Origin of the sequence: [Zimmermannella] faecalis ATCC 13722, assembly GCF_000381765.1 — a bacterium.
GTDB lineage: Bacteria > Actinomycetota > Actinomycetes > Actinomycetales > Microbacteriaceae > Gulosibacter > Gulosibacter faecalis.
Genome location: NZ_KB907075.1, coordinates 70,288 through 90,293, shown reverse-complemented (window position 1 = coordinate 90,293; position 20,006 = coordinate 70,288). Strand labels below are relative to the sequence as shown.

At 71.6% G+C, this 20,006-nt stretch carries 20 protein-coding genes; 16 read left to right on the top strand and 4 right to left on the bottom strand.

Annotated elements, in window-relative coordinates:
* Positions 1-20 precede the first annotated feature (20 nt).
* The 11 genes from G328_RS0103135 (at position 21) to G328_RS0103085 (ending at position 10,186) form a co-directional block, all read left to right on the top strand.
* Positions 21-728, top strand: a complete 708-nt coding sequence (locus G328_RS0103135) for a TOMM precursor leader peptide-binding protein (RefSeq protein ID WP_019617889.1) — start codon at positions 21-23, stop codon at positions 726-728.
* A complete protein-coding gene (locus G328_RS0103130) occupies positions 721-2,391 on the top strand; it encodes a nitroreductase family protein (protein WP_019617888.1) in 1,671 nt (556 codons plus the stop codon). The genes G328_RS0103135 and G328_RS0103130 overlap by 8 nt, the downstream gene beginning before the upstream one ends.
* Entirely contained in the window at positions 2,388-3,137 is a 750-nt protein-coding gene (locus tag G328_RS0103125) for a nitroreductase family protein (protein WP_019617887.1), read from the top strand. Before G328_RS0103130 ends, G328_RS0103125 begins: the two co-directional genes overlap by 4 nt.
* A 38-nt stretch (positions 3,138-3,175) precedes the next feature.
* Complete coding sequence (locus G328_RS0103120; RefSeq protein WP_019617886.1) at positions 3,176-3,355, top strand: thiocillin family RiPP; 180 nt, start codon at positions 3,176-3,178, stop codon at positions 3,353-3,355.
* 54 nt (positions 3,356-3,409) lie between these two features.
* Positions 3,410-3,592 carry a thiocillin family RiPP gene (locus G328_RS13960; protein WP_019617885.1) on the top strand — a complete coding sequence of 61 codons (183 nt, stop codon included), beginning with the start codon at positions 3,410-3,412 and terminating at the stop codon, positions 3,590-3,592.
* Positions 3,593-3,713: 121 nt separating this feature from the next.
* Positions 3,714-3,893: a thiocillin family RiPP gene (locus G328_RS0103110; RefSeq protein ID WP_019617884.1), complete on the top strand. Its 180-nt coding sequence runs from the start codon at positions 3,714-3,716 to the stop codon at positions 3,891-3,893.
* A gap of 122 nt (positions 3,894-4,015) precedes the next feature.
* Positions 4,016-5,164, top strand: coding sequence for a M50 family metallopeptidase (locus G328_RS0103105; protein WP_019617883.1), 1,149 nt, complete (start codon positions 4,016-4,018; stop codon positions 5,162-5,164).
* Positions 5,161-7,614, top strand: coding sequence for a lantibiotic dehydratase (locus tag G328_RS0103100; protein WP_019617882.1), 2,454 nt, complete (start codon positions 5,161-5,163; stop codon positions 7,612-7,614). Before G328_RS0103105 ends, G328_RS0103100 begins: the two co-directional genes overlap by 4 nt.
* The gene (locus tag G328_RS15670; RefSeq protein ID WP_019617881.1) at positions 7,611-8,606 is read left to right on the top strand and encodes a thiopeptide-type bacteriocin biosynthesis protein; all 996 of its coding nucleotides are present in this window, start codon (positions 7,611-7,613) and stop codon (positions 8,604-8,606) included. The genes G328_RS0103100 and G328_RS15670 overlap by 4 nt, the downstream gene beginning before the upstream one ends.
* Entirely contained in the window at positions 8,603-8,968 is a 366-nt protein-coding gene (locus G328_RS0103090) for a hypothetical protein (RefSeq protein WP_019617880.1), read from the top strand. The genes G328_RS15670 and G328_RS0103090 overlap by 4 nt, the downstream gene beginning before the upstream one ends.
* A gap of 234 nt (positions 8,969-9,202) precedes the next feature.
* Positions 9,203-10,186, top strand: a complete 984-nt coding sequence (locus G328_RS0103085) for a LuxR C-terminal-related transcriptional regulator (protein ID WP_019617879.1) — start codon at positions 9,203-9,205, stop codon at positions 10,184-10,186.
* Positions 10,187-10,217: 31 nt separating this feature from the next.
* Here G328_RS0103085 and purQ read toward each other — a convergent pair whose 3' ends face one another.
* Both purQ and purS read right to left on the bottom strand, forming a co-directional pair.
* Positions 10,218-10,910: a phosphoribosylformylglycinamidine synthase subunit PurQ gene (gene purQ, locus G328_RS0103080; RefSeq protein ID WP_019617878.1), complete on the bottom strand. Its 693-nt coding sequence runs from the start codon at positions 10,908-10,910 to the stop codon at positions 10,218-10,220.
* Positions 10,910-11,191, bottom strand: coding sequence for a phosphoribosylformylglycinamidine synthase subunit PurS (gene purS / locus G328_RS0103075; protein ID WP_019617877.1), 282 nt, complete (start codon positions 11,189-11,191; stop codon positions 10,910-10,912). Before purS ends, purQ begins: the two co-directional genes overlap by 1 nt.
* Before the next feature lie 160 nt (positions 11,192-11,351).
* On the opposite strand from purS, the gene G328_RS0103070 reads away from it, so the two are divergent.
* Entirely contained in the window at positions 11,352-12,617 is a 1,266-nt protein-coding gene (locus G328_RS0103070) for an AI-2E family transporter (RefSeq protein WP_019617876.1), read from the top strand.
* Between the two features lie 163 nt (positions 12,618-12,780).
* Here G328_RS0103070 and purD read toward each other — a convergent pair whose 3' ends face one another.
* Positions 12,781-15,219 (bottom strand): phosphoribosylamine--glycine ligase, encoded by a 2,439-nt coding sequence (gene purD / locus G328_RS16110; RefSeq protein ID WP_019617875.1) that lies wholly within the window; start codon positions 15,217-15,219, stop codon positions 12,781-12,783.
* Between the two features lie 84 nt (positions 15,220-15,303).
* Between purD and G328_RS0103060 the strand changes: the two genes are divergently transcribed.
* Together G328_RS0103060 and G328_RS0103055 are read left to right on the top strand one after the other, a co-directional pair.
* A complete protein-coding gene (locus G328_RS0103060) occupies positions 15,304-15,684 on the top strand; it encodes a sterol carrier family protein (protein WP_019617874.1) in 381 nt (126 codons plus the stop codon).
* 5 nt (positions 15,685-15,689) lie between these two features.
* Positions 15,690-16,277, top strand: coding sequence for a hypothetical protein (locus tag G328_RS0103055; RefSeq protein ID WP_019617873.1), 588 nt, complete (start codon positions 15,690-15,692; stop codon positions 16,275-16,277).
* A gap of 105 nt (positions 16,278-16,382) precedes the next feature.
* Here G328_RS0103055 and purF read toward each other — a convergent pair whose 3' ends face one another.
* On the bottom strand, positions 16,383-17,840 hold the full coding sequence (purF, locus tag G328_RS0103050) for an amidophosphoribosyltransferase (RefSeq protein WP_019617872.1): 1,458 nt from the start codon (positions 17,838-17,840) through the stop codon (positions 16,383-16,385).
* A 126-nt stretch (positions 17,841-17,966) separates the two neighbouring features.
* Between purF and G328_RS13945 the strand changes: the two genes are divergently transcribed.
* Positions 17,967-18,875 carry a tyrosine-protein phosphatase gene (locus tag G328_RS13945; protein WP_019617871.1) on the top strand — a complete coding sequence of 303 codons (909 nt, stop codon included), beginning with the start codon at positions 17,967-17,969 and terminating at the stop codon, positions 18,873-18,875.
* A gap of 9 nt (positions 18,876-18,884) precedes the next feature.
* A complete protein-coding gene (gene purM, locus G328_RS0103040; protein ID WP_019617870.1) occupies positions 18,885-19,991 on the top strand; it encodes a phosphoribosylformylglycinamidine cyclo-ligase in 1,107 nt (368 codons plus the stop codon).
* Positions 19,992-20,006: the final 15 nt, after the last annotated feature.

The following is a 20,006-nucleotide window of genomic DNA, read 5'->3' as shown; positions in this document are numbered from 1 at the left end:
CGAAGCAGAAAGGAATCACCATGCGAGTGCACCTCGTCACCACCGGCGCCGCCGCCCGCGCGATCGCCGACCAGCTCAGCACCGAACTGCGTGCGGCCGGCGACCTCGTGATCGTCACCGAACTCTCGGCCGCGACCCCGCTCGACGCGTCGTTCTGGCCCACCGCCGACCTGCGCATCGTCGCCGCCTGGCGCGACAGCGCCGCCCTATTCGAGGCGGCCGACCGGCTCGCCCACGAGTCGGGCACGCCCTACACCCAGATCGTGTTCGAGCACCCGCGCCTTCGCGTCGGCCCGACGATCGTGCCGGGCGGCCACGGCGGGCCGGCCGCGACGAGCGGCGGCTGCCACGTCTGCTTCACGAAGCGGCAGCGCCAGCACAACCCCGGCATCGACCGCGCGGCCGCCCTGTGGCGCCACTACGAGGCGAACCCCGACGCCGGCCCCGAGGGCTACCTCACAACTCACGTCGCGCTGGCGACGGCACTCGTCGACCGCGTCATCGCCGCCGCCCGCGAGGGCACGCTCGATGCCGAGCGCAACCGCGTGCACCTCCTGCACCTGCTGCAGGGCGGCATCTCGAGCAGCGAGCTCATTCCTCTGCACGCCTGCCCGCGCTGCGGCACGGCCCGCCCCGACGCGAGCTGGCACGAGCTCGAGCTCGAACTCGCCCACCTCGCGGTCGCCCCGAGCGGCGTCGCCGCAGAAGGAGTCCACCACCATGGCTAACGGAGTACTCGGCGCCACCGCGATGAGCGTCGCCGCGAAAAACGACCCGCAGTTCCGCCTCCCGACCCTGCCCCGCATCGCGCCCGGCATCGTCATCGTCCCCACCGACTCCGGCGTGCTCGTCGAGGGTGGCCCCACCCGGCAGCTGCTCGGCGGTAAGGGCGCCCAGCGCGTCATGCGCGACCTCGTGCCCCTGCTCGACGGCACCCGCGACATCGAGACCCTCGCCGCCGAGTTCGACGAATCCGAGGCCACGACCCACGCCGCCGTTTCGCTCCTCTACGCGAGCGGCCTGCTCGAAGACGCCGACGGCGAGCCCGAGATCGCCAGCGAGGGCTCCGCGGCGCACCGCTACTACGCCCGCTCGATCGACTCGACCCGCGTCAACACCTCGGGGGGCCACGCCCTCGAGCGGCTCGCGGCCACGAGCATCCACCTCGTCGCCGGCGACGACCACGACGACGCGGTGCTCGCCGGCGCGATCGCGAAGCAGCTCGAGCTCGGCGGCATCGGCCGCGTGACGGTCGCCGACTTCGACGAAGACGAGACCGAGCACGCGACCCCGCTCGACGACGCCCACCTCGTCGTACTCGTCGGCGACACCCCGCCGGTGCGCCGGGCCGCGGCCACCGCCACGACGCTCGGGATCCCAGCGTTCCCCGTGAGCGTGCACGGCCGCCACGCCTACTACGGCCCCGTCGTCGACGAGACCTACACCGCGAGCTTCGCCGAGATCGCCGACCAGATCGCGGGCGAGACGCCCGTGCCGGCCGAGCGCGACGACCACGCCCTCGTCGCCGCCCTCGCCGCGGCCGACATCCTCTCGCTGCGCTCCCGCGTCGGCGCCATGCTGTCGAAGCAGCAGCTCATGCGGCTCGACCTCGAAACGCTCGAACAGCGGGGCCTCGTCGCCACCCGCGTGACCCGCGACGGCATCCCACTCGCCTACGCCTTCGAGGCCTCGACCGCCTTCGCGCCGCGCCACCTCAGCAACCCCCGCGACCACCAGGTGCACTACAAGGAGTCGAACATCGCGCTCCAGCGCGAGTCGAAGCTCTGGCCGAGCGCCCCGACGCTGCCCCTGCCGGCGCCCGCCCGGGTCGACGTCGACTGGCCCGAGCCCGGCGCCGAGGCCAGCGCCACGACGCTGCGGCTGCCCGCGCTCACCGACGTCATCGTGCGCTCGGTCGGCAACCGCAACCTCGGCACCCCGCTCGAGGGCAAGGTGCGCCGCTGGGCCCCAAGCGGCGGCAACCTCGGCTCGGTGCAGGCCTACCTCGTCGCACGCGACGTCGAGGGCCTCGTGCCCGGCGTGTACGGCTACGACCGCGGCAACGACGCGCTCGCGATGCTGCCCTGGGCCGACCCCGAGACGGCACTCGCCGGCGTCGACCCCGACGCGGCCGCCGTGCTCATCTACACGGGCGCCCTCGCCCGAGTCGGCAGCAAGTACGCCGCCTTCGCGTGGCGCATCCTCCACCTCGACGCGGGCGTCGCGGTGCACCACACGCGGATGCTCGCGGCGGCCCACCGACTCGAGTCGCGCGCCGCCGGCGCGTGGGACGACGAAGCGATCGCCGACCTGCTCGCGATCGACCAAGACGCCGAGCCGATCACCGCGGTCGTCTCGCTGCGCACCGCACCCCGAGGAGCACAGTCATGACCACGACCCCGTTCACCACCGTCACCGAGCTGCGTGCCCAGCACGAACTCGTCACCGACCTGCAGCGCGCCGTGCGGCTCGACGCCGCGCGCTTGACCCAGCTGCCGCATCCCGCCCCCGAGCGCGACCCGCTCACCGAGGGCGTGACGGGCACCGAGTCGCTCGCCCCGGTCGCCGCAGGCACCGCCGAGGTGGCCCGGCAGCGCACCTTCGACGAGGTGCTCGAGCAGCGCGTCTCCGACCGCTTCTACAGCGACGAATCGGTGTCGCCGGCCGCGCTCGCCCGCATCGTGCGCGCCGCCCGCGACTTCGACCGCTCCACCTGGCAGGACGACGCGCAGGCCGACCTCGGCCTCGACTTCCTCGTCGCCGCCCGCAGCGTCGACGGCGCGGCCCCGGCCATCTACCGGCTCGTCGACGACACGTTCATGCCACTCGCACTACTACCCGAGCGAGGCGCCGAAGATCTCGTACTCCAAATCGAGTTCGCCTACGCGCCCGTGATCCTCATCGCGCTCGCCCCGTTCGCCAACCTGCTCGCCCGCTGGGGCGACCACGGCGAACGCCTCGCGAACACGCGCGCCGCCGCGGCCATCTCTGCCGCGCTGCACGAGGCCGCCTCGCTCGGAATTGCGGGGAGCCCCTTCGCGGGCTTCCTCGCCTCAGGACTCCGCCGGCTCATTGACGCCGACGGATACGCGAACGCCCAGATGTTCGCGGCCTCATTCGGCCACCCGGCCGAGTGAGCACTCACGAAAACACCCCCAACGAAAGGAAACCAATCATGGCAACCACCACCGCATCGCCCGACGAGTTCTTCTCGACCGAGCTCGAGGGCATTGAGGTCGGCGAGCTCCCCACCGACGCCGCGCTCGCGTCGCTCTCGAGCGCCTCAACCGCCGGCAGCGCCTCCTGCCCCGCCTCGTCGGCGAGCACCGCCGGCACCGTCGGCTCCTGGGGCTAAGCCGGGCGCTTCCCCGCAATCACCAACACCAAGAAACAGAAAGCAGAAACCATCATGGCCAACAACCAGAACCCGATCAACGACTTCATCGCCACCGACCTCGACGCCGACCTCGCGATCGACGCACTCGACAGCCAGACCGCACTCGGCACCTGGGGCACGGCCGGCACCGCGGGGAGCGCATCGTGCCCCGGCTCGACCGCCAGCTCGAGCTCGACGGCTTCGTCGGCCGGCTAAACGAAGAAATGGCCACCTCGGTCAACGGCAATCGACGAGGCGACCATCTCAAGTAATCGCAATCACACCTTAACAATTCACACCACAACCACAACACCCCATTTCGAAAGGACACAGAAAAATGACTGAAATCAACGGAGAGACCCAGGACCTGTTCGCCGAGGACATCGCGGTTGACGCGCTCGACAACGAGGTGGCCGCCGGCTTCGCGACCGCCGCATCCGCCGCCAGCGCCGGCAGCGCATCCTGCCCGGCTGCGAGCGTCTCGACCGCGGGCAGCTTCTCGTCGGTCGGCAACTAGCCGCGCCGACCCCGAGCGCATCCGAGCCGGCGGGGCGGGCCGACCCCGTCGCCCCGCCCCGCCGGCTCCGGAGCCCCGCACTGCCCATCTCACAGTGCCGATCTCGCTGAAGGAGAGAACCCATGAGCACCCCAACCATCACGCCCCGCCACGCCGGCGGCGACCACGACCATGACCCCGTCGTGGCGTGGTTCCGCGACGCCAGCCCGCAGCTGCGCGACGATGCCACGCTCATCGGCGGGCTCGACGACCGCCCGCTGCTCTACCTCGAAGAGACCGGCCGCTACGTGTCGATCGGCACGAGCGTCGTGCCGCTGCTGCCGCTGTTCGACGGCACCGCGACCGGCGACGACCTCATCGCCCGATTCGCCCACGCCGGCGACACCGACGCGGTCACCGCGAAGCTCGCGAAGATCACGCACGGCCTGCGCCAGGCCGGCGCCCTCACCGAGGAGCCCGAACAGGTCGGCGGCCGCGCCGGCGTCGCCCGCTTCATGCGGCGTGAACACCTGCTGCGGCTCCCGCTCACCCGCAAGATCGGCGACTTCCTCGAGCCGCCCGTCGCGCTCCTGCGCAAGATTCCCGGCAAGCACCTCGCCCTCGCCTGGAGCCTGCTCGCGCTCGTCGGCCTTGCCATCGGCGGCACCGCAATCGCCACGGCGGGCGGCGGCTGGCAGCCACCCTCGCACCTCTGGGTGCTCTACCCGCTCATGTTCACGCAGATCGCGTTCCACGAGCTCTCGCACGCCCTCGTCTGCCAGTACCTCCGCGCCCCCGTGCGCGAGGCCGGCGTCGGGCTCATGCTCTACGTCATGCCCGTCGGCTACGTCGACCGCACCGACGCCTACCGGGTGCGCGACCGCAAGTCGCGCGCGTTCATCGCGCTTGCAGGCCCCGTCAACGACCAGCTCTGGTTCGGCGTCACCGGCATCATCGCGATCACCCAGCAGGGCACCGAACTCGGCCACCTCGCCTTCACGTACCTCATCTTCCAGGCGTTCCTGACGCTCATGAACTTCAACCCCGTCGCGCCCTCCGACGGCTACCACATGGTGAGCGCGCTCTCGGGCGCGATCAACTTCCGCGGGCAGGCCCTCTCGTACCTCACCCACCTCGTGCTGCGGCTCCCGCTCACGCCCGAGCTCGAGCGCATCTCGACGAGCCGCCGCCGCTGGTTCGTGGTCTACGCGCTCGGCTGCGTCGCGTTCTTCGTGATCCTCGCACTCGCCGCGAGCCGCACCGTGCTCACCCTGATCGGAGCGCTCCAGTGATTCGCCACGCACTCCAGACCGAGACCCGCCCGAACGCGGCCGACTGGCGCCTCGCGCACAGCGTCGACGAGGCCCTGCGCGTCGACCGCGTCGCTGGCCTCACCGCCGACCGGCTCGCGATTGCGATGCCCGAGGCCGACGCGGCCGGCGCCGCGCTCGACGCGATCGCGGCCGGGCTCGACGAGCTGCGCGAGCCCGTGAGTGACACGCTCTTCTCGCTCGTGCCGCTGCTCGAGCACGATCGCGACCTGCGCCGCACCGCGCTCGGCGCCCGCCGCCAGACGCAGAAGCCGCAACCGAAACCGATCGCGCAGGGCGACCTCGACGCCCTCTCGGCCCGGCTGCGTGACGCCGACCTCGACCCGGCGCCGCTCCTCGAGTGGGCGCGCCTGCTCGACGCCCGGGCCGCGCTCGAGGCCGACCACGACGCCGCCTTCACCCGAGAGCTCGCCGCGGCGACGGGCACCCTCGAAGCCCTGCGGGCCGACGACGAGTTCCTCACCGCCGTCGCCGACGCGAGCCCCGCGCTCGCGGCCGCGCCCGGCAAGAGCGCGCTCACGCCGTCGCGGCACACGACCCGGAGCATCCTCGCCTACGCCGGCCGCTCGGCGCTGAAGCCGAGCCCGTTCGGGCGGCTCACGCGGGTGGGATACGCGCAGGGCACGACCTCGCCCGACGCCGAGATCGCCGAGATCTCCCACAGCTACGCCGCTGCCTGGCTCGACGTCATCGCACGCGACGAATACGGCTGCGTCGCGCTCGAGGTCGAACCGCTCGACACGGGCGGCCTGGATGCGCGCACCGAGCCGATCGCCGTCGCGAACCTCACCGAGACGCCCGACTTCGTGTGGCGCCGCACGGCCGAGGTGCAACTGCGCGGCGAGGCCGACCTGCTCGACTGGCTGCGCGGCCTCGGCCGGGTGCCGGTCGCCGACCTCCTCGACGCGATCGGCGGCGAGCGCCCCTTCGACACCTACCTGCACCTGCTCGGCGCCGGGTTCGTGCGGCCCGTCGCGCCCTGGGCCGCCGGCGACCGCGAGGCGCTCGCGACGCTGAGTGCCCGGCTCGAGGCGGCGGTGCCGATGCACCCGATCGCCGCCGAGCTCCGCGTCATTCTCGACGACACCCGCACGATGCTCCGCACAACCGGCCGCGCCCGCGGCCGCGTGCGCGCCGAGCTGCAGCGCGAGGCCGAGCGTGCCCTCGCCTCGCGGGGCGTCGGCAAGGGGCGGCGCCGCTTCGAGGTGTACCTCGACGTCGCGCCCCGCGAGGTCGCTCGCCCGCTGCCGCCCGCGCTCGTGCCCGAGCTCGACGCCATCGCCGAGCAGCTCACGCCGCGCGCCCGCACCGGTGCCTACCGCATCGTCGTCGACGACTTCGTGCGCCGCTACGGCCGGGGCGGCACCGCGCCCTCCCTCTGGGAGTGGCTCGTGCGCGCCGCGTTCGACGACGGCCTGCAACAGCGCTTCGCCTCGGGCGAGGCGTCGGCCCCCGATATGCTCACGCGCGCGCTGCCGCGCGGCGCGTCGATGCCGCGGCCGAGCGCCGTGCTCGCGTTCCAGGTCGCCGACGGCGACGAACCGCGGGCCGTCATCAACCAGGTGCTCCCCGGCCAGGGCGGCCTCGTCACCCGCTTCGCCCGCCTCCACGACGGCGCCGACGGGCTCGCGACCGGCCTGCGCGAGCGGGCCGAGGCGCTCGCGGCACCCGCGCTCCCGTTCGAGGTCGTGCCCTCGGCCGACGTCAACGGCATGCAGGCAGCTGCCGCCGGCACCCTGCCGCTGCTCGTGTGGCCGACCGAGCGGCCCGTCGCCGCGTATCCCGACGACGCCGTGCGGGCCGACGCGCTGTCGGCGCGCCACGACGTCGCGAGCGATTCGATCGTCCTCACCGACGCGACGGGTGCGGTGCGCGCGCCGCTCTACCTCGGCCTCGTGCCCGCCCACCTCGGCGACGGCCCCGAGCGCATGCTCTCGGTGCTCGCCGACCCCTGGCACCGGCCCCGCGTTGGCCTGCCGACGTTCCCCGTGCTCGGCGACGCCACCGAGATTCGGCAGTTCGCCCGCCGGGAGTCGGGCCGCGTCGTGCTGCGCCGTGCCGCCTGGACCGTGCCGACCGCCCAGCTGCCCGAGCACGAGGCCGACCCGGCGACGCTGCTGCGCACGTTCGGTGCCTGGCGCCGCGAGCAGGGCCTCCCCGACGAGGTGTTCGTGCGGGTCGTGCGCCAGCAGCTGCGCCTCGGGTCGACCGCCCGCAAGCCCGTGTGGGTCGACCTGCGCAGCGCGCACGCGCTCGAGCACCTCTACTCGCTCGTCGACGACGACACGGCCGGCCTCGAATTCACCGAGGCGCTCCCGGCGTCGGGCGAGCATCCCCGCGGCGGCGATGGGCGTCGCCGCGCCGTCGAACACCTCGTGTTCGTCGACTGGCAGGAAGGAGCCGCAACATGACGCAATTCGCCGCAGCCCCGCCGCAGCCGCGCCTCGACGCCTCGCGCTGGTGGTTCGTGTGCCTCTACACCGGCGGTGTGAGCGCCACCGACAACGTGCTCGCCGGCACGCTGCCGCCGCTGCTCGCCGACGCGCGCCGCACCGGCGCGAGCCGCTGGTTCTTCATTCGCTACTTCGACGAGCGCGGGCCCCACATCCGCCTGCGCGTGTTCGGGCCGGGGGAGTGCATGCGCCACCTCGTGCGCTCCACCCACGACCTGCAGGTGCAGCTGCGCCACACGGTCGAGAGCACGACGGGCTCCGATATTGAGCTCGTGCCCGGCGCCTCGAGCGCGCTCACGGCCGGTTCCGACGTGCAGATCGGCGTGTATCCGAGCGTGTACGAGCCCGAGACCGTGAAGTACGGCGGCATCGAGGCGATGGACTTCGCCGAGCAGCTCTTCGAGTTCTCGTCGGAGCTCGCGCTGTGGGCCGTGCAGTGGCACGCGAAGGGCGATGGGCGCGATCCGCTCGCCTCGCTGCTGCTCGCCGACACCGCCGGTTCGCTGCTGCTCGGCCGCGGCGCCGAGACGTGGTCGCAGCGCCGGCGCCTCGGCTGGGCGAAGTACTGGTCGACGCACACCCGGTGGTGGACCGGAGCCGACCACGACGGCGGCGCGCTCCGCGACCAGCTCGAGCTGCGGGCACTCACCGAGCGCGACGAGTTCTTCGACCGGATGCGCCGGGTCGCGACCGACCCCGACGTCGACGCCTGGCGTCGGCGCTGGATCACCGCGGTCGACGACTACCTCGGTGCCGTCGCCCCGCTCGGCGCGAATCGCACGCCGCAGCACCTCACGTTCCACCACAGCCACATGCTCATGAACCGCCTCGGGTTCCTCCCGCGCGAGGAGGCCCTGCTCGGGCTCCACGCCCGGGCCTGGATCACCGAGGTGGTGCAGGGCGAACCCACCCGAAACCGAACCACACCGCTACGAAAGGTCTCAGCATGAACACCAAGAACCCCACTACCCGCATCCTCATCGGCGCAATCGGCGTCGTCGCGCTCGGCATTGCCGCGATCTCCGCACTCATCACCAACCAGGTGCTGCCGGTCACCTACATCGGGCTCATCATCGGCATCCTTGCGACCGTCGCCACCGTGGTTGGATTCGTTCGTGGTCGCAAGCTCTCGAGCGGCATGATCTCGGCGCTCGTGACGCCGGCGGTCGCGGTCGCCGCGCTCACCCCGGTGTTCAGCTACGCGGTCGGCGTGGCGTTTGCCGTGATCGCGGTGATCTTCGCCGTTGAGATCATCGTGCTGCTCGCCGTCCGCGGCAAGCACCCCGCGAAGGGTCAGCTGCGCCATGGCTAATCACTCCAACTCCTCCGACGCGGAGCGCGCGTGGGCCTCGCAACTCTGGCCCGACGACGACGCCCCACCGCGACCGAAACTCCCGCCCAACCCCGACATGAAAGCTGACGACGTCTCGGCAGACGAGTCGACCCCGAGTCAGCCCACAGACTGAACATCCCACGCCCCCATCGCCGCCGCAACGTGCCCTGGCTACTATTGCCACGAAACAGGCGGCGAGCGAAGGGGGCGTGGATGCTGAGCCAGCACGCCACCACGCTGTACGAACACGTGAGCAGCCAGGCCGACGCCACCATCGAGCGGGCGTCGGTTTCGCTTGGGCTGCGCATCACCGAGGTCGAGGCCGCCTGGCAGGAGCTCCTTGAGCGCCGGCTCATCATGCCGGCCTACGAGGGCGCCGACACCTGCATCGCGGTCGCCCCCGAGGTCGCGCTCGTGCAACTCGTTGACGACGACGAGCGGCGCATTCAGGAGCTCCGCACGCAGGTCGCCGAGCAGCGCAGCGAGCTCCTGCCGCTCGCGCCCCTCTACCGCGAGGCGCGCGACGGCCTGCTCGCGACGTCGCAGGTTGAGATCGTCGACGACCGCGACACCGTGCAGCGGCTCATTCTCGACTTCGGGCGCCGCGTCACGAGCGAGGTGCTCATCGCGCAGCCCGGTCGCGGCGCGACCGTCGAACTCCAAGACGAGTCCGACGTGAAGGACCGCGAACTGCTCGAGGCGGGCGTCGCGCGGCGCACGCTCATGCACGACCGCCGGCGCGACCACGTGCCGACGGTGCGCTCGGTCGAGCGGCTCAGCGAGCTCGGCGCCGAGTTCCGTACCGTGCCCGTGCTGCCGGTGCGGATGCTCGTGTTCGATCGCAACAAGGCGATCGTCTCGCGCCACCGCACGAAGAACGACCCCGCGGCCCTCATTATTCGCGACCCCGACGTCGCCATGGTGTTCGCGCGCCTCTTCGACACGGCCTGGGACTACGCGACCCCGTTCGAGGTGTGTCCCGAGGCCGAGACGGCGGCGGATGCGGTGCGCCTGTCGGCGACGCAGCAGGCAATTCTCGAGGGGCTCGCGGCCGGCATGACCGACGAGGCCCTCGCGGGCCGACTCCAGCTCAGCGTGCGCACCTGCCGGCGCCACATCTCGACGCTCTTCGAACTCCTCGGTGCCGAGAGCCGGTTCCAGGCGGGCGCGCTCGCCGCGCGGCGCGGCTGGCTGTAGCGCGGCTGGCTGCCGCGGCTGTAGGGCCGCGCTAGCCGACGAGCTCGCGCACGAGCCCCATGAACATGCCGCGACCGTCGATGCCCGAGCGCATTCGCTCGGCAATGTCGGGGCCGTAGCCCGGCTCGACCGCGTGCTCGGGGTGCGGCATGAGCCCCACCACGTTGCCCACCTTGTTGCGCAGGCCGGCGATGTCGTTCATCGAGCCGTTCGGGTTCACGCCGAGGTAGCGGAACGCCACCTGGCCCTCGCCCTCGATGCGGCGCAGCGTCTCGTCGTCGGCGATGAACGCGCCCTCGCCGTTCTTCAGCGGAATGACGATCTCTTCGTCCTGCTCGTATCCGCGGGTCCACGGGGTGTCGATGTTCTCGACGCGCAGGCCCTGGTCGCGGCACACAAACCGGCCGTGGTCGTTGCGAATGAGGCCGCCGGGCAGCAGGTGCGACTCGACGAGCATCTGGAACCCGTTACAGATGCCGAGCACGGGCAGGCCCTTCGCCGCCGCATCCTTCACCTCGCGCATGATCGCCGAGTGCGAGGCGATCGCGCCGCAGCGCAGGTAGTCGCCGTAGCTGAAGCCGCCGGGCAGAATCACGGCCTCGACGCCCTGCAGGTCGTGGTCGCCGTGCCAGAGCGCGACGGGCTCGCCGCCGCAGATCTCCACCGCGCGGGCGGCGTCGCGGTCGTCGAGCGAACCGGGGAACGTGACGATACCGACGCGCACTATTCGGCCTCGCCCTCGAGCGCCTCGGCCGCCTCATCGGCGACCTCGATCGAGATGACGTCTTCGATCACGCCGTTCGAGAGCAGGTCGTCGGCGAGCTGCGCGACCTCCTGCATGAGCTCGGCGGTCACCTCGCGGTCGGTGGCGATCTCGAAGCGCTTGCCGATGCGCACATCCGTGAAGTGCCCCTGGCCAGCCGCGGCGAGCGACCGCTGCACGGCCTTTCCGGCCGGGTCCAGCAGTTCCTGCTTCGGCATGACCTGCACGACGATCTTCGGCATCGAATCTCCTTGAGATGTTCGGTGGGGCGAGGCGGATGCGCTGGCTCGGCACGCGCGCGACTCGCGTTCGCGCCGCAGAACCAATCTCGCCCATCCTACTCGTGGCGCGACCGCCTTCAGCCGGAGTGCGCAACAATTGCCACGGACACTTGGAGGAAACATGTTTGGACGTCGGCAAAATTCAGGGACCGCGCCCGGCGATCGCGACGCGCGCGCGACGTCCGACGGCGACGACTTCGACGAGACGCGGCGCGAACACCGCCGCGAGCAGGAGCGCCAGGGGCGCCTCGTCACCCCGGCGCGGCCCGCGCAGCTCTGGGTCGACAGCGTCGGCGTCATCGCGACCCGCTCGCTGCAGGGGATGCTCATCCTCGCCGCCGCCGCGATCGTCGTCTTCGGCCTGCTGCGGGTGTCGATCGTCGTCGTGCCGCTGCTGCTCGCGCTCATCGTCGCCTCGGCGTTCGAGCCCGTCATCGCGTGGCTGAGCCGCAAGCGCTGGCCCCGACTGCTCGCGACGATCGTCGTGCTGCTGCTCGTCGTGGTCGTGCTCGGCGGGCTCATCTGGATCGTCGTCGCGCAGGTCATGAACCAGTGGGACGACCTCGCGAGCACCGCGGTCGAGGGCTTCAACCAGATGGTGTCGTGGTGGAACGACTCGTTCCCGCAGTTCTCGCTCGACAGCGACCGCCTCGACGAGCTCTGGGGTACCGCGCAGTCGCTGCTCGAGAACCTCAACTACGGCGCCGTCGGCAGCGGCCTCGCCACCGGCCTCTCGGCTTTCGGCACCTTCGCGACCGGCGTCGTGCTCTTCGTCGTCGTGCTGTTCTTCTTCCTCAAGGACGGCCCGAAGATCTGGGGCTTCATCATTCGCCCCCTGTCGACCACGAAGCACCGCCGCGCCGAGCTCATGGGCGCCCGCGCCGTCGGCGTCATGGGCGGCTACGTGCGCGGCACGGTCATGGTCGCGCTCGTCGACGCCGTGTTCATCGGCCTCGGCATGCTCATCCTCGGCGTGCCGCTGTGGCTGCCGCTCTCGCTCGTCATCTTCATCTTCGCGTTCATCCCGATCGTGGGTGCGACGATGGCCGGCATCATCGCCGCGCTCGTCACCCTCGTGACGAACGGGCTCGTGCCCGCCATCGTCGTCGCGATCATCGTCGTCGTCGTGAACCAGCTTGAGGGCAACCTGCTGCAGCCGGTCGTGCTCGGCAAGTCGCTGAAGCTGCACGAGCTCGTCGTGCTCATCGCGCTGACGACCGGTACCGTGCTCGGCGGCATCATGGGCACGCTGATTTCGGTGCCGCTCACCGCCGTCGGCTGGGCGCTCGTAAAGGCGTGGAACGAATCCCTGCCCGAACTTGAGGCGCAGCGGGAAGACGACACGATCCGCGCCCGCCTGCGCGACCGCTGGCGCCGGGAGGAGTAGGGGCCCTGCCCCGCGTATCCGGACATTTGGCTAACTAGCCCGAAAACCGGGGGTCCTCGACACGTACGTGCTGAGGACCCCCGTTTTTCGGGCTAGTTAGCGGCGGCAGCGGCGCGGATACGCGAGGCAAGGCCGCGCGCCGGTCGCCTACCGCGTCGGTCGCCTACTCGGGGTCGGCGGTGAGCCGCTCGATGAGCTCGCGGTACTTCGCGGCGGTCTGCTCGACGATCTCGTCGGGCAGGCGCGGGGGAGTGCCCTCGCCGTTCCAGTTCTCTCGCAGCCAGTTGCGCACGATCTGCTTGTCGAACGACGCGAGTCGCTCGGCGAGCGGGCTCGTGTCGTCGTTGTAGCGGCGCTTGTCCCAGTACCGCGACGAGTCCGAGGTGAGTGCCTCGTCGGCGAGCACGATCTCGCCGCGCGAGTCGAGGCCGAACTCGAACTTCGTGTCGGCGAGCACGAGGCCCTGCTCGGCCGAGATCGTCGATCCGGCCGTGTAGAGCCGCAGTGACAGCTCGCGCAGGGCGGCCGCGTGCTGCTCGCCGACGAGCTCGACGGTGCGGGCGTACGAGATGTTTTCGTCGTGCTCGCCCTGCGGCGCCTTGTAGGCGGGCGTGTAGATCGGGGCGGGCAGGCGGTCGCCGTCCTCGAGTCCGGCGGGCAGCGCGACGCCGCACACCTTGCCGGTCTCGCGGTACTCGGCGAGGCCCGAGCCGGTGAGGTAGCCGCGCACGACGCACTCGATGGGGAACATCTGCAGCTTCGCGACCCGCATCGACCGCTCGGCGATCTCGGGGTCGAGCTGCGCATCCCAGCCCTCGGGCTCGCGCAGGTGGTTGCCGGTCGGCAGCTGCGAGAACCACCAGCGGCTCAGCTGCGTGAGCATGCGGCCCTTGCCCGGAATCTCGGGCTCAAGCAGATGGTCGAACGCCGAGACGCGGTTGCTCGCGACGACGAGCAGCACGTCGGGCTCGGCCTCTGACTCGTACACCTCGCGCACCTTGCCGGTGTAGACGTGGCGCCAGCCGGGCAGCTGCGGGGCGGATGCGGTGGCGGCGGGCGCCGAGGCGGGCTCGGGCTGGGTTTCGGCAAGCTGGGTTTCGGTCAGCTGCGTCTCGCCGGTCTGCGCGGCGACCGCAGCGGCGATGGGGGTCTCCATGCGCACGGTCGGCTCGTCCCAGGCCTCGCTCGGCGCCTCGACCTCGGGCTCCTGCGGCTCGACGGGTGCGCCCGCGGGGAGCGTGTCGGCGGCCTGGATCGCGATCGAGTCGGTCGTCGCGGCGTCGTCGCGGGCCGCCGAGAGTGAGATCGAGCCCGAGCGGGCGAGCTGCGAGTCTTGCAGCGCGGCGCCGAGCTGCGCGATGTCGGTGCGGAACTGGCCGCCCTCGAGGCGAATCAGCCCGAGCGCGGCGTACGCGCCGCGGCGCGCCGCCTGCAGTGTGTCGCCGGTCGCGACGACGTTGAGCACGCGGCCGCCGGTTGCGACGGTCGCCTCGTCGGCGACGCCGGTCGCGGCGTGGAGCACGCGGGCGCCGGTCGCTTCGGCGTCGTCGAGGCCCGCGAGTTCGCGGCCCGAACGCACCTTGTCGGGGTAGCCCTCCGACGCGAGCACAACCGTGACGGCCGCGCCGTCGCCGATCGCGAGGTCGCGGTCGTGCGAGCCGAGGGTGCCGTTTGCCGACTCGAGCAGCAGCGGCGACAGTGGCTCGGCGAGGCGCTCGAGCACGACCTGCGTCTCGGGGTCGCCGAAGCGCGCGTTGAACTCGATGACGCGGATCCCGGCCGCCGTGACGATGAGGCCGCAGTAGAGCAGGCCCTGGAACGGCACGCCGTCGGCGCGCATTGTGTCGACGACGGGCTGCGCGACCTGCTCGACGACGAGATTCATGAACTCGCGCTCGCCACCGAACTGGTCGATGAGGAACGGCACCGGCGTGTACGCGCCCATGCCGCCGGTGTTCGGGCCGGCGTCGTTGTCGTAGAGGCGCTTGAAGTCCTGTGCGGGCGGGAGCGCGCGCACAGTCTCGCCGTCGCTGAAGCAGAAGAGCGAGACCTCGCTGCCGTCGAGGAACTCCTCGATGAGCACGGGGCCCTGCGCGAGCCAGTGCTCGGCGTGGGTGATCGCGTCGGTGCGGTCGTCGGTGACGATGACACCCTTGCCCGAGGCGAGGCCGTCGGCCTTGATCACGTAGGGGGCGCCGAACTCGTCGAGCGTCGCGATGACCTCCGAGAGCTCGGCGCGCTGCACGGCGCGGCCGGTCGGCACGCCGGCGCGCTGCATGATGTCCTTCGCATACGCCTTCGAGCCCTCGAGGGCGGCGGCCGCCTTCGACGGGCCGAACACCGGCACGCCGAGCTCGCGCACCGCATCCGCGACGCCCGCGACAAGCGGCGCCTCGGGGCCGATCACCAGCAGCTCAACCGCCTCATCGCGCACGAAATCGGCGATGAGTTCGGGGTTGGTCTGGTCGATGCGGATGCGCTCCGCGACCGACTCCATGCCGGGGTTGCCGGGGGCGACGACGATTTCGTGGGCGTTTTCGCGGGCCAACGAGGCGACGAGGGCGTGCTCGCGGGCACCGGAGCCGAGTACCAGAATCTTCACTGCTCCAGGGTACCGGCAGGGCTGGCGCCTGCCCACTGCGGCGCGATCCTGCGGGCGATCCGGCAGCCGATAGATACTGGGTACATGGCTCGTGCAACCATCTCCGACCCCGACGGCCAGGCGGCGATCGACGCGTGGCGCGCATCCCACGCGGCAGGCGAGGCGACGCCGCGGCCCCAGCTCGCGACCGCCGTGCGCTATTCGCTGCAGCTGCTCGCCGAGCGCGCGCCCGGGCACGCGGTCGAGCTGCGGGTGCCGCCGTTCGGCGCGACGCAGTGCATGCCGGGGCCCGGTCACACGCGCGGTACGCCCCCGAACATCATCGAGACCGACGCCGACACCTGGCTCGCGCTCGCGACTGGCGAACTCGCGTGGGCCGACGCCGGGCCCGCGCTGCGCGCATCCGGGGTTCGTGCCGACGTCTCGGCCGCGCTGCCGCTGCTCGGGCGGCGGATGCGAGAATAGACACCATGCCTGATCCCGCAACTCCCGCATCGAACCCCACGCCCGGGCAGGGCGACGAGTACGCACAGCCGCAGCAGGATGCGCGGGTCGAGTTCGACGCGCGGGCCTCGTCGGAGCAGTCGCTCGCGGGGCTCTCGACGGCGGGCGAGTCGCAGGCCGAGTCTGAGGCGGAGGCCGACGCCGACGCAGCCGACGCAGCCGACGCCGAGGCGCCGAAGGGCACGTCGGCCGATCTCGACTACGTTAAGCCCGAACCCGAGTACATCGCGGTGGAGCTCGCGCCGGGCGCCGAGGTCGACGACCGTGGCCCGACGGCCGTGACGACGAACCTGCGCCGCGGCGTGAACATGCGCGGCTGGCTCATTCTCGGGCTCGCGCTCGGGGTGGTGCTCGCGTTCGTGCTCACGTACTCGTTCCCCGAGCCCGAGCAGTTCCTGCCGGGTGAGCAGGAGTTCACGCGCGGGCAGGTGCTCGGCTTCTTCCTCGTCTTCGTCACGGCGCTCACGACGATCGTCGTCGTCGGAATCGCCGGCATCATCGACTGGATTCTCGGCCGCCGCACCCGCAAGGTCACGCTCACCCGCGCCGATTAGCGTCCCTCTCGGAGCGGGGCCGGATACGCATGGGTTGTAAGAAAGGCACGGCCGCGGGGCCTCCGGACGGGGCAGTTGTGACAACCCATGCGCGCGAGGGCGCGCCTACGACGTCTGCGCGGTCTCGAGCCAGGCGAGGTATTCGGGGGTCACGGTGCCGGTCACGTACTCGCCCGTGAAACACGAGAGATCGAGCTGGGTGACGTTCGACCCGTCGGTGATCGCGGCAAAGAGGTCGTCGACGTCCTGGTAGACGAGCGCGTCGGCGCCGATCACCGACGCGACCTCCTCGACCGTGCGTGCCGAGGCGACGAGCTCCCCGCGGGTCGGCATGTTGATGCCGTACACGTGCGGGTAGCGCACGGGTGGCGCCGCCGAGGCGAACACGACCTTCTTCGCGCCCGCCCAGCGCGCCATCTCGACGATCTCCTTCGACGTCGTGCCGCGCACGATCGAGTCGTCGACGAGCAGCACGTTCTTGCCCTGGAACTCGCTCGGCAGGGCGTTGAGCTTCTGGCGCACCGACTTCTTGCGGGCCTTCTGCCCGGGCATGATGAACGTGCGGCCGACGTAGCGGTTCTTGTAGAACCCCTCGCGGTAGGGAATCCCGAGGGTCTGCGCGAGCTGCATCGCAGCCGGCCGCGCCGAGTCGGGGATCGGCATGACGACGTCGATCTCGCTCACGTCGAGCTCGCGCTCGATCTTGCGCGCGAGCTTCTCGCCCATCCGCAGGCGGGTGTCGTACACCGAGATGCCCGACATCGTCGAGTCGGGGCGCGCGAGGTAGACGTACTCGAACGAGCACGGCGCGAGCGTCGTCTCTTCGGCGCACTGGCGCGAGTACATGCGGCCGGCGTTCGTGATGAAGATCGCCTCGCCCGGCTCGACGTCGCGCACGACCTCGTAGCCGCCCGAGTCGAGCACGAGGCTCTCGGAGGCGACGACCCACTCCTCGCGGCCTGCCTCGTCGTAGCGGCGGCCGAGCACGAGCGGGCGGATGCCGAACGGGTCGCGGAACGCGAGCATCCCGTACCCCGACACGAGCGTGATCGCGGCGTACGAGCCCTCGACGCGGCGGTGCACCTCGGCGACGGCGTCGAACAGCTCGTCGGGGGTGAGGTCGGCGCCCGAGATCTGGTCTTGCAGCGCGTGCGCGAGCACGTTGAGCAGCAGCTCGGTGTCGCTCGACGAGTTGAGGTGGCGGCGGTCGATGTTGAACAGCTCGTCGGTGAGCTCGCGCGTGTTCGTGAGGTTGCCGTTGTGCACGAGCACGAGGCCGTACGGCGCGTTCACGTAGAACGGCTGCACCTCGTCTTCGCTCTTCGCCGAGCCGCTTGTCGCGTAGCGCACGTGGCCGAGGCCGACGTTGCCGAGCAGGTTGCGCATGTCGCGCGTGCGGTAGCCCTCGCGCACCTGGCCCTTGAGCTTCACCATGTGGAAGGTGTTGCCCTCGGCGGTCGCGATGCCGGTGGAATCCTGGCCCCGGTGCTGCAGCAGCAACAGGGAGTCGTAGATCTGCTGATTAACCAGGCTGGTCGAAACATGACCGACAATGCCGCACACGGGAGAGGCCGCTCCTTCGGGAGGGGGAGATTTGCGCGTCTATCTTCGCACCTTCGCGGCCCGGCGCGCGCGCTCCGAGGTCAAGCGCCGCAGGTGCGGGTCAGATCGGTCGGCCATGATGGCGACATGAGTGGGCGACAGGTGCAGTGGGAGGGCTTCTACAACGCGCGCGATCTCGGCGGTCTGCCGCGGCGCGGCGGGGGCGTGACGGCGCGGGGTGGATACGTGCGGTCGGCCGACCTGCGCTTCGCGACCGAGGCGGGGCTCGAGCGGATGCGCGAGGCGGGAATCGGCACGGTCGTCGACCTGCGCAACGGCTTCGAGACGCGCGCCGAGGCGCGCAATGAGTTCGAGGAGCGCGCGAACGCCTACCGCGTGCCGCCGACGCCCGAGGCGCCGCTGCCCGACGGCGTGTTTGGGGTGCGGGAGCCGCTCGACTCGGTCGACGACCTCGAGTTCTGGGTGCGGATGCGCGAAGAGGGCAGGCTCGGGTCGCCGCGCTTCTTCACACCGGTGTTGCGCGAGCAGCCGGAGCGGGTGGCGGCGGTGCTGCGCGCGATCGCGCACGCGCCGGGTGGCGTGCTGTTCCACTGCGCCGTCGGCCGCGACCGCACGGGCCTCGTCGCGTTTACGCTGCTCGCGCTCGCCGACGTCGAGCCCGAGGCGATCGCCGCCGACTACGAACTCAGCGTCGCGGGGCTCGCGCCGTTCTTCGCGCGGCTCGACTACCCCGACCCGGCCGAGCGCATCGCGGAGCTGCTCGCGAGCCAGGGGCACACGATCGCGTCGGCGGTCGCCGAGCAGCTCGACGGCTTCGACGCGTGGGCGACGCTGCGCGATGCGGGCCTCACCGACGCCGAGCTCGCGCGGCTGCGCGGGCGACTCGTGCCGGAAGAAGCGACCGAAGGCTCGCGCGAGGATGCGGCCGCGCAGGCGCCCGTGCCAGCATCCGAACCGGCGCCTGACGTCGACCCCGACCCGGCGCATCCGACCACCGGGTCGATCCCGTCGTGGGGCCACCGCCTGCGCCGGTAGGCTGGAACCATGAGCGATGACCTGTATTCGGCGTCTGGTGTCGACACCCGCGCGGGCGACCTCGCGGTCGAACTCATGAAGCAGGCCGTGCAGGCAACGCACGGCCCCGAGGTGCTCGGCGGCGTCGGCGGATTCGCCGGCCTCTTCGACGCCTCGCGGCTGCGCGAGTTCCGCAAGCCCCTGCTCGCGACCTCGACCGACGGCGTCGGCACGAAGGTCGCGATTGCGCAGGCGATCGACAAGCACGACACGATCGGCCAAGACCTCGTCGGCATGGTCGTCGACGACATCATCGTGGTCGGCGCCGAGCCGCTGTTCATGACCGACTACATCGCGTGCGGCAAGGTCGTGCCCGAGCGCATCGCCGCGATCGTCGAGGGCATCGCGAAGGCCTGCGCCGCGACCGGCACGGCCCTCACGGGCGGCGAAACCGCCGAGCATCCGGGTCTCCTCGGTGTCGACGACTACGACGTCGCGGGCGCCGCGACGGGCGTCGTCGAGGCCGACCGCGTGCTCGGCGCCGAGCGCGTGCGCGACGGTGACATCGTCGTCGCGCTCGGGGCGTCGGGTCTGCACTCGAACGGCTACTCGCTCGTGCGCCGCATCCTCGCCGACCGCGGCATCGACGTGCGCGACCAGGCCGCCGACTTCGGCACCACCTGGGGCGAGGCGCTGCTCGAACCCACCCGCCTCTACACCGGTGAGCTCGTGCGCATGCTCGCGCGCGACGACCTCGACGGCGCCGTGCACGCGCTCTCGCACGTCACGGGCGGCGGCATCGCGGCGAACCTCGCGCGCGTGCTCCCGCGCGGCAGCTGGACCCAGCTCGAGCGCTCGCGGTGGTCGCCGCTGCCGGTGTTCCGCGTGCTCACCGACCTCGCGGGCGCCTCGCTCGAGTCGGTCGAGGCGACCTGGAACCTCGGCATCGGCATGTTCGCCGTCGTCGCCGCGAACCGCGCCGACCACTTCGTCGACGTCGCGCGCGAAGAGGGCCACGAGGCCTGGATCGCCGGCCAGGTGACGATCGGCGAGCGCGACCTCACGGGCTTCGAGCAGGGCGCGAAGGGCGTCGACGGCGGCGCGGTGCAGCTCGTCGGCCACTACCGCAGCGCGTAACCGCGGCGCGCGCGG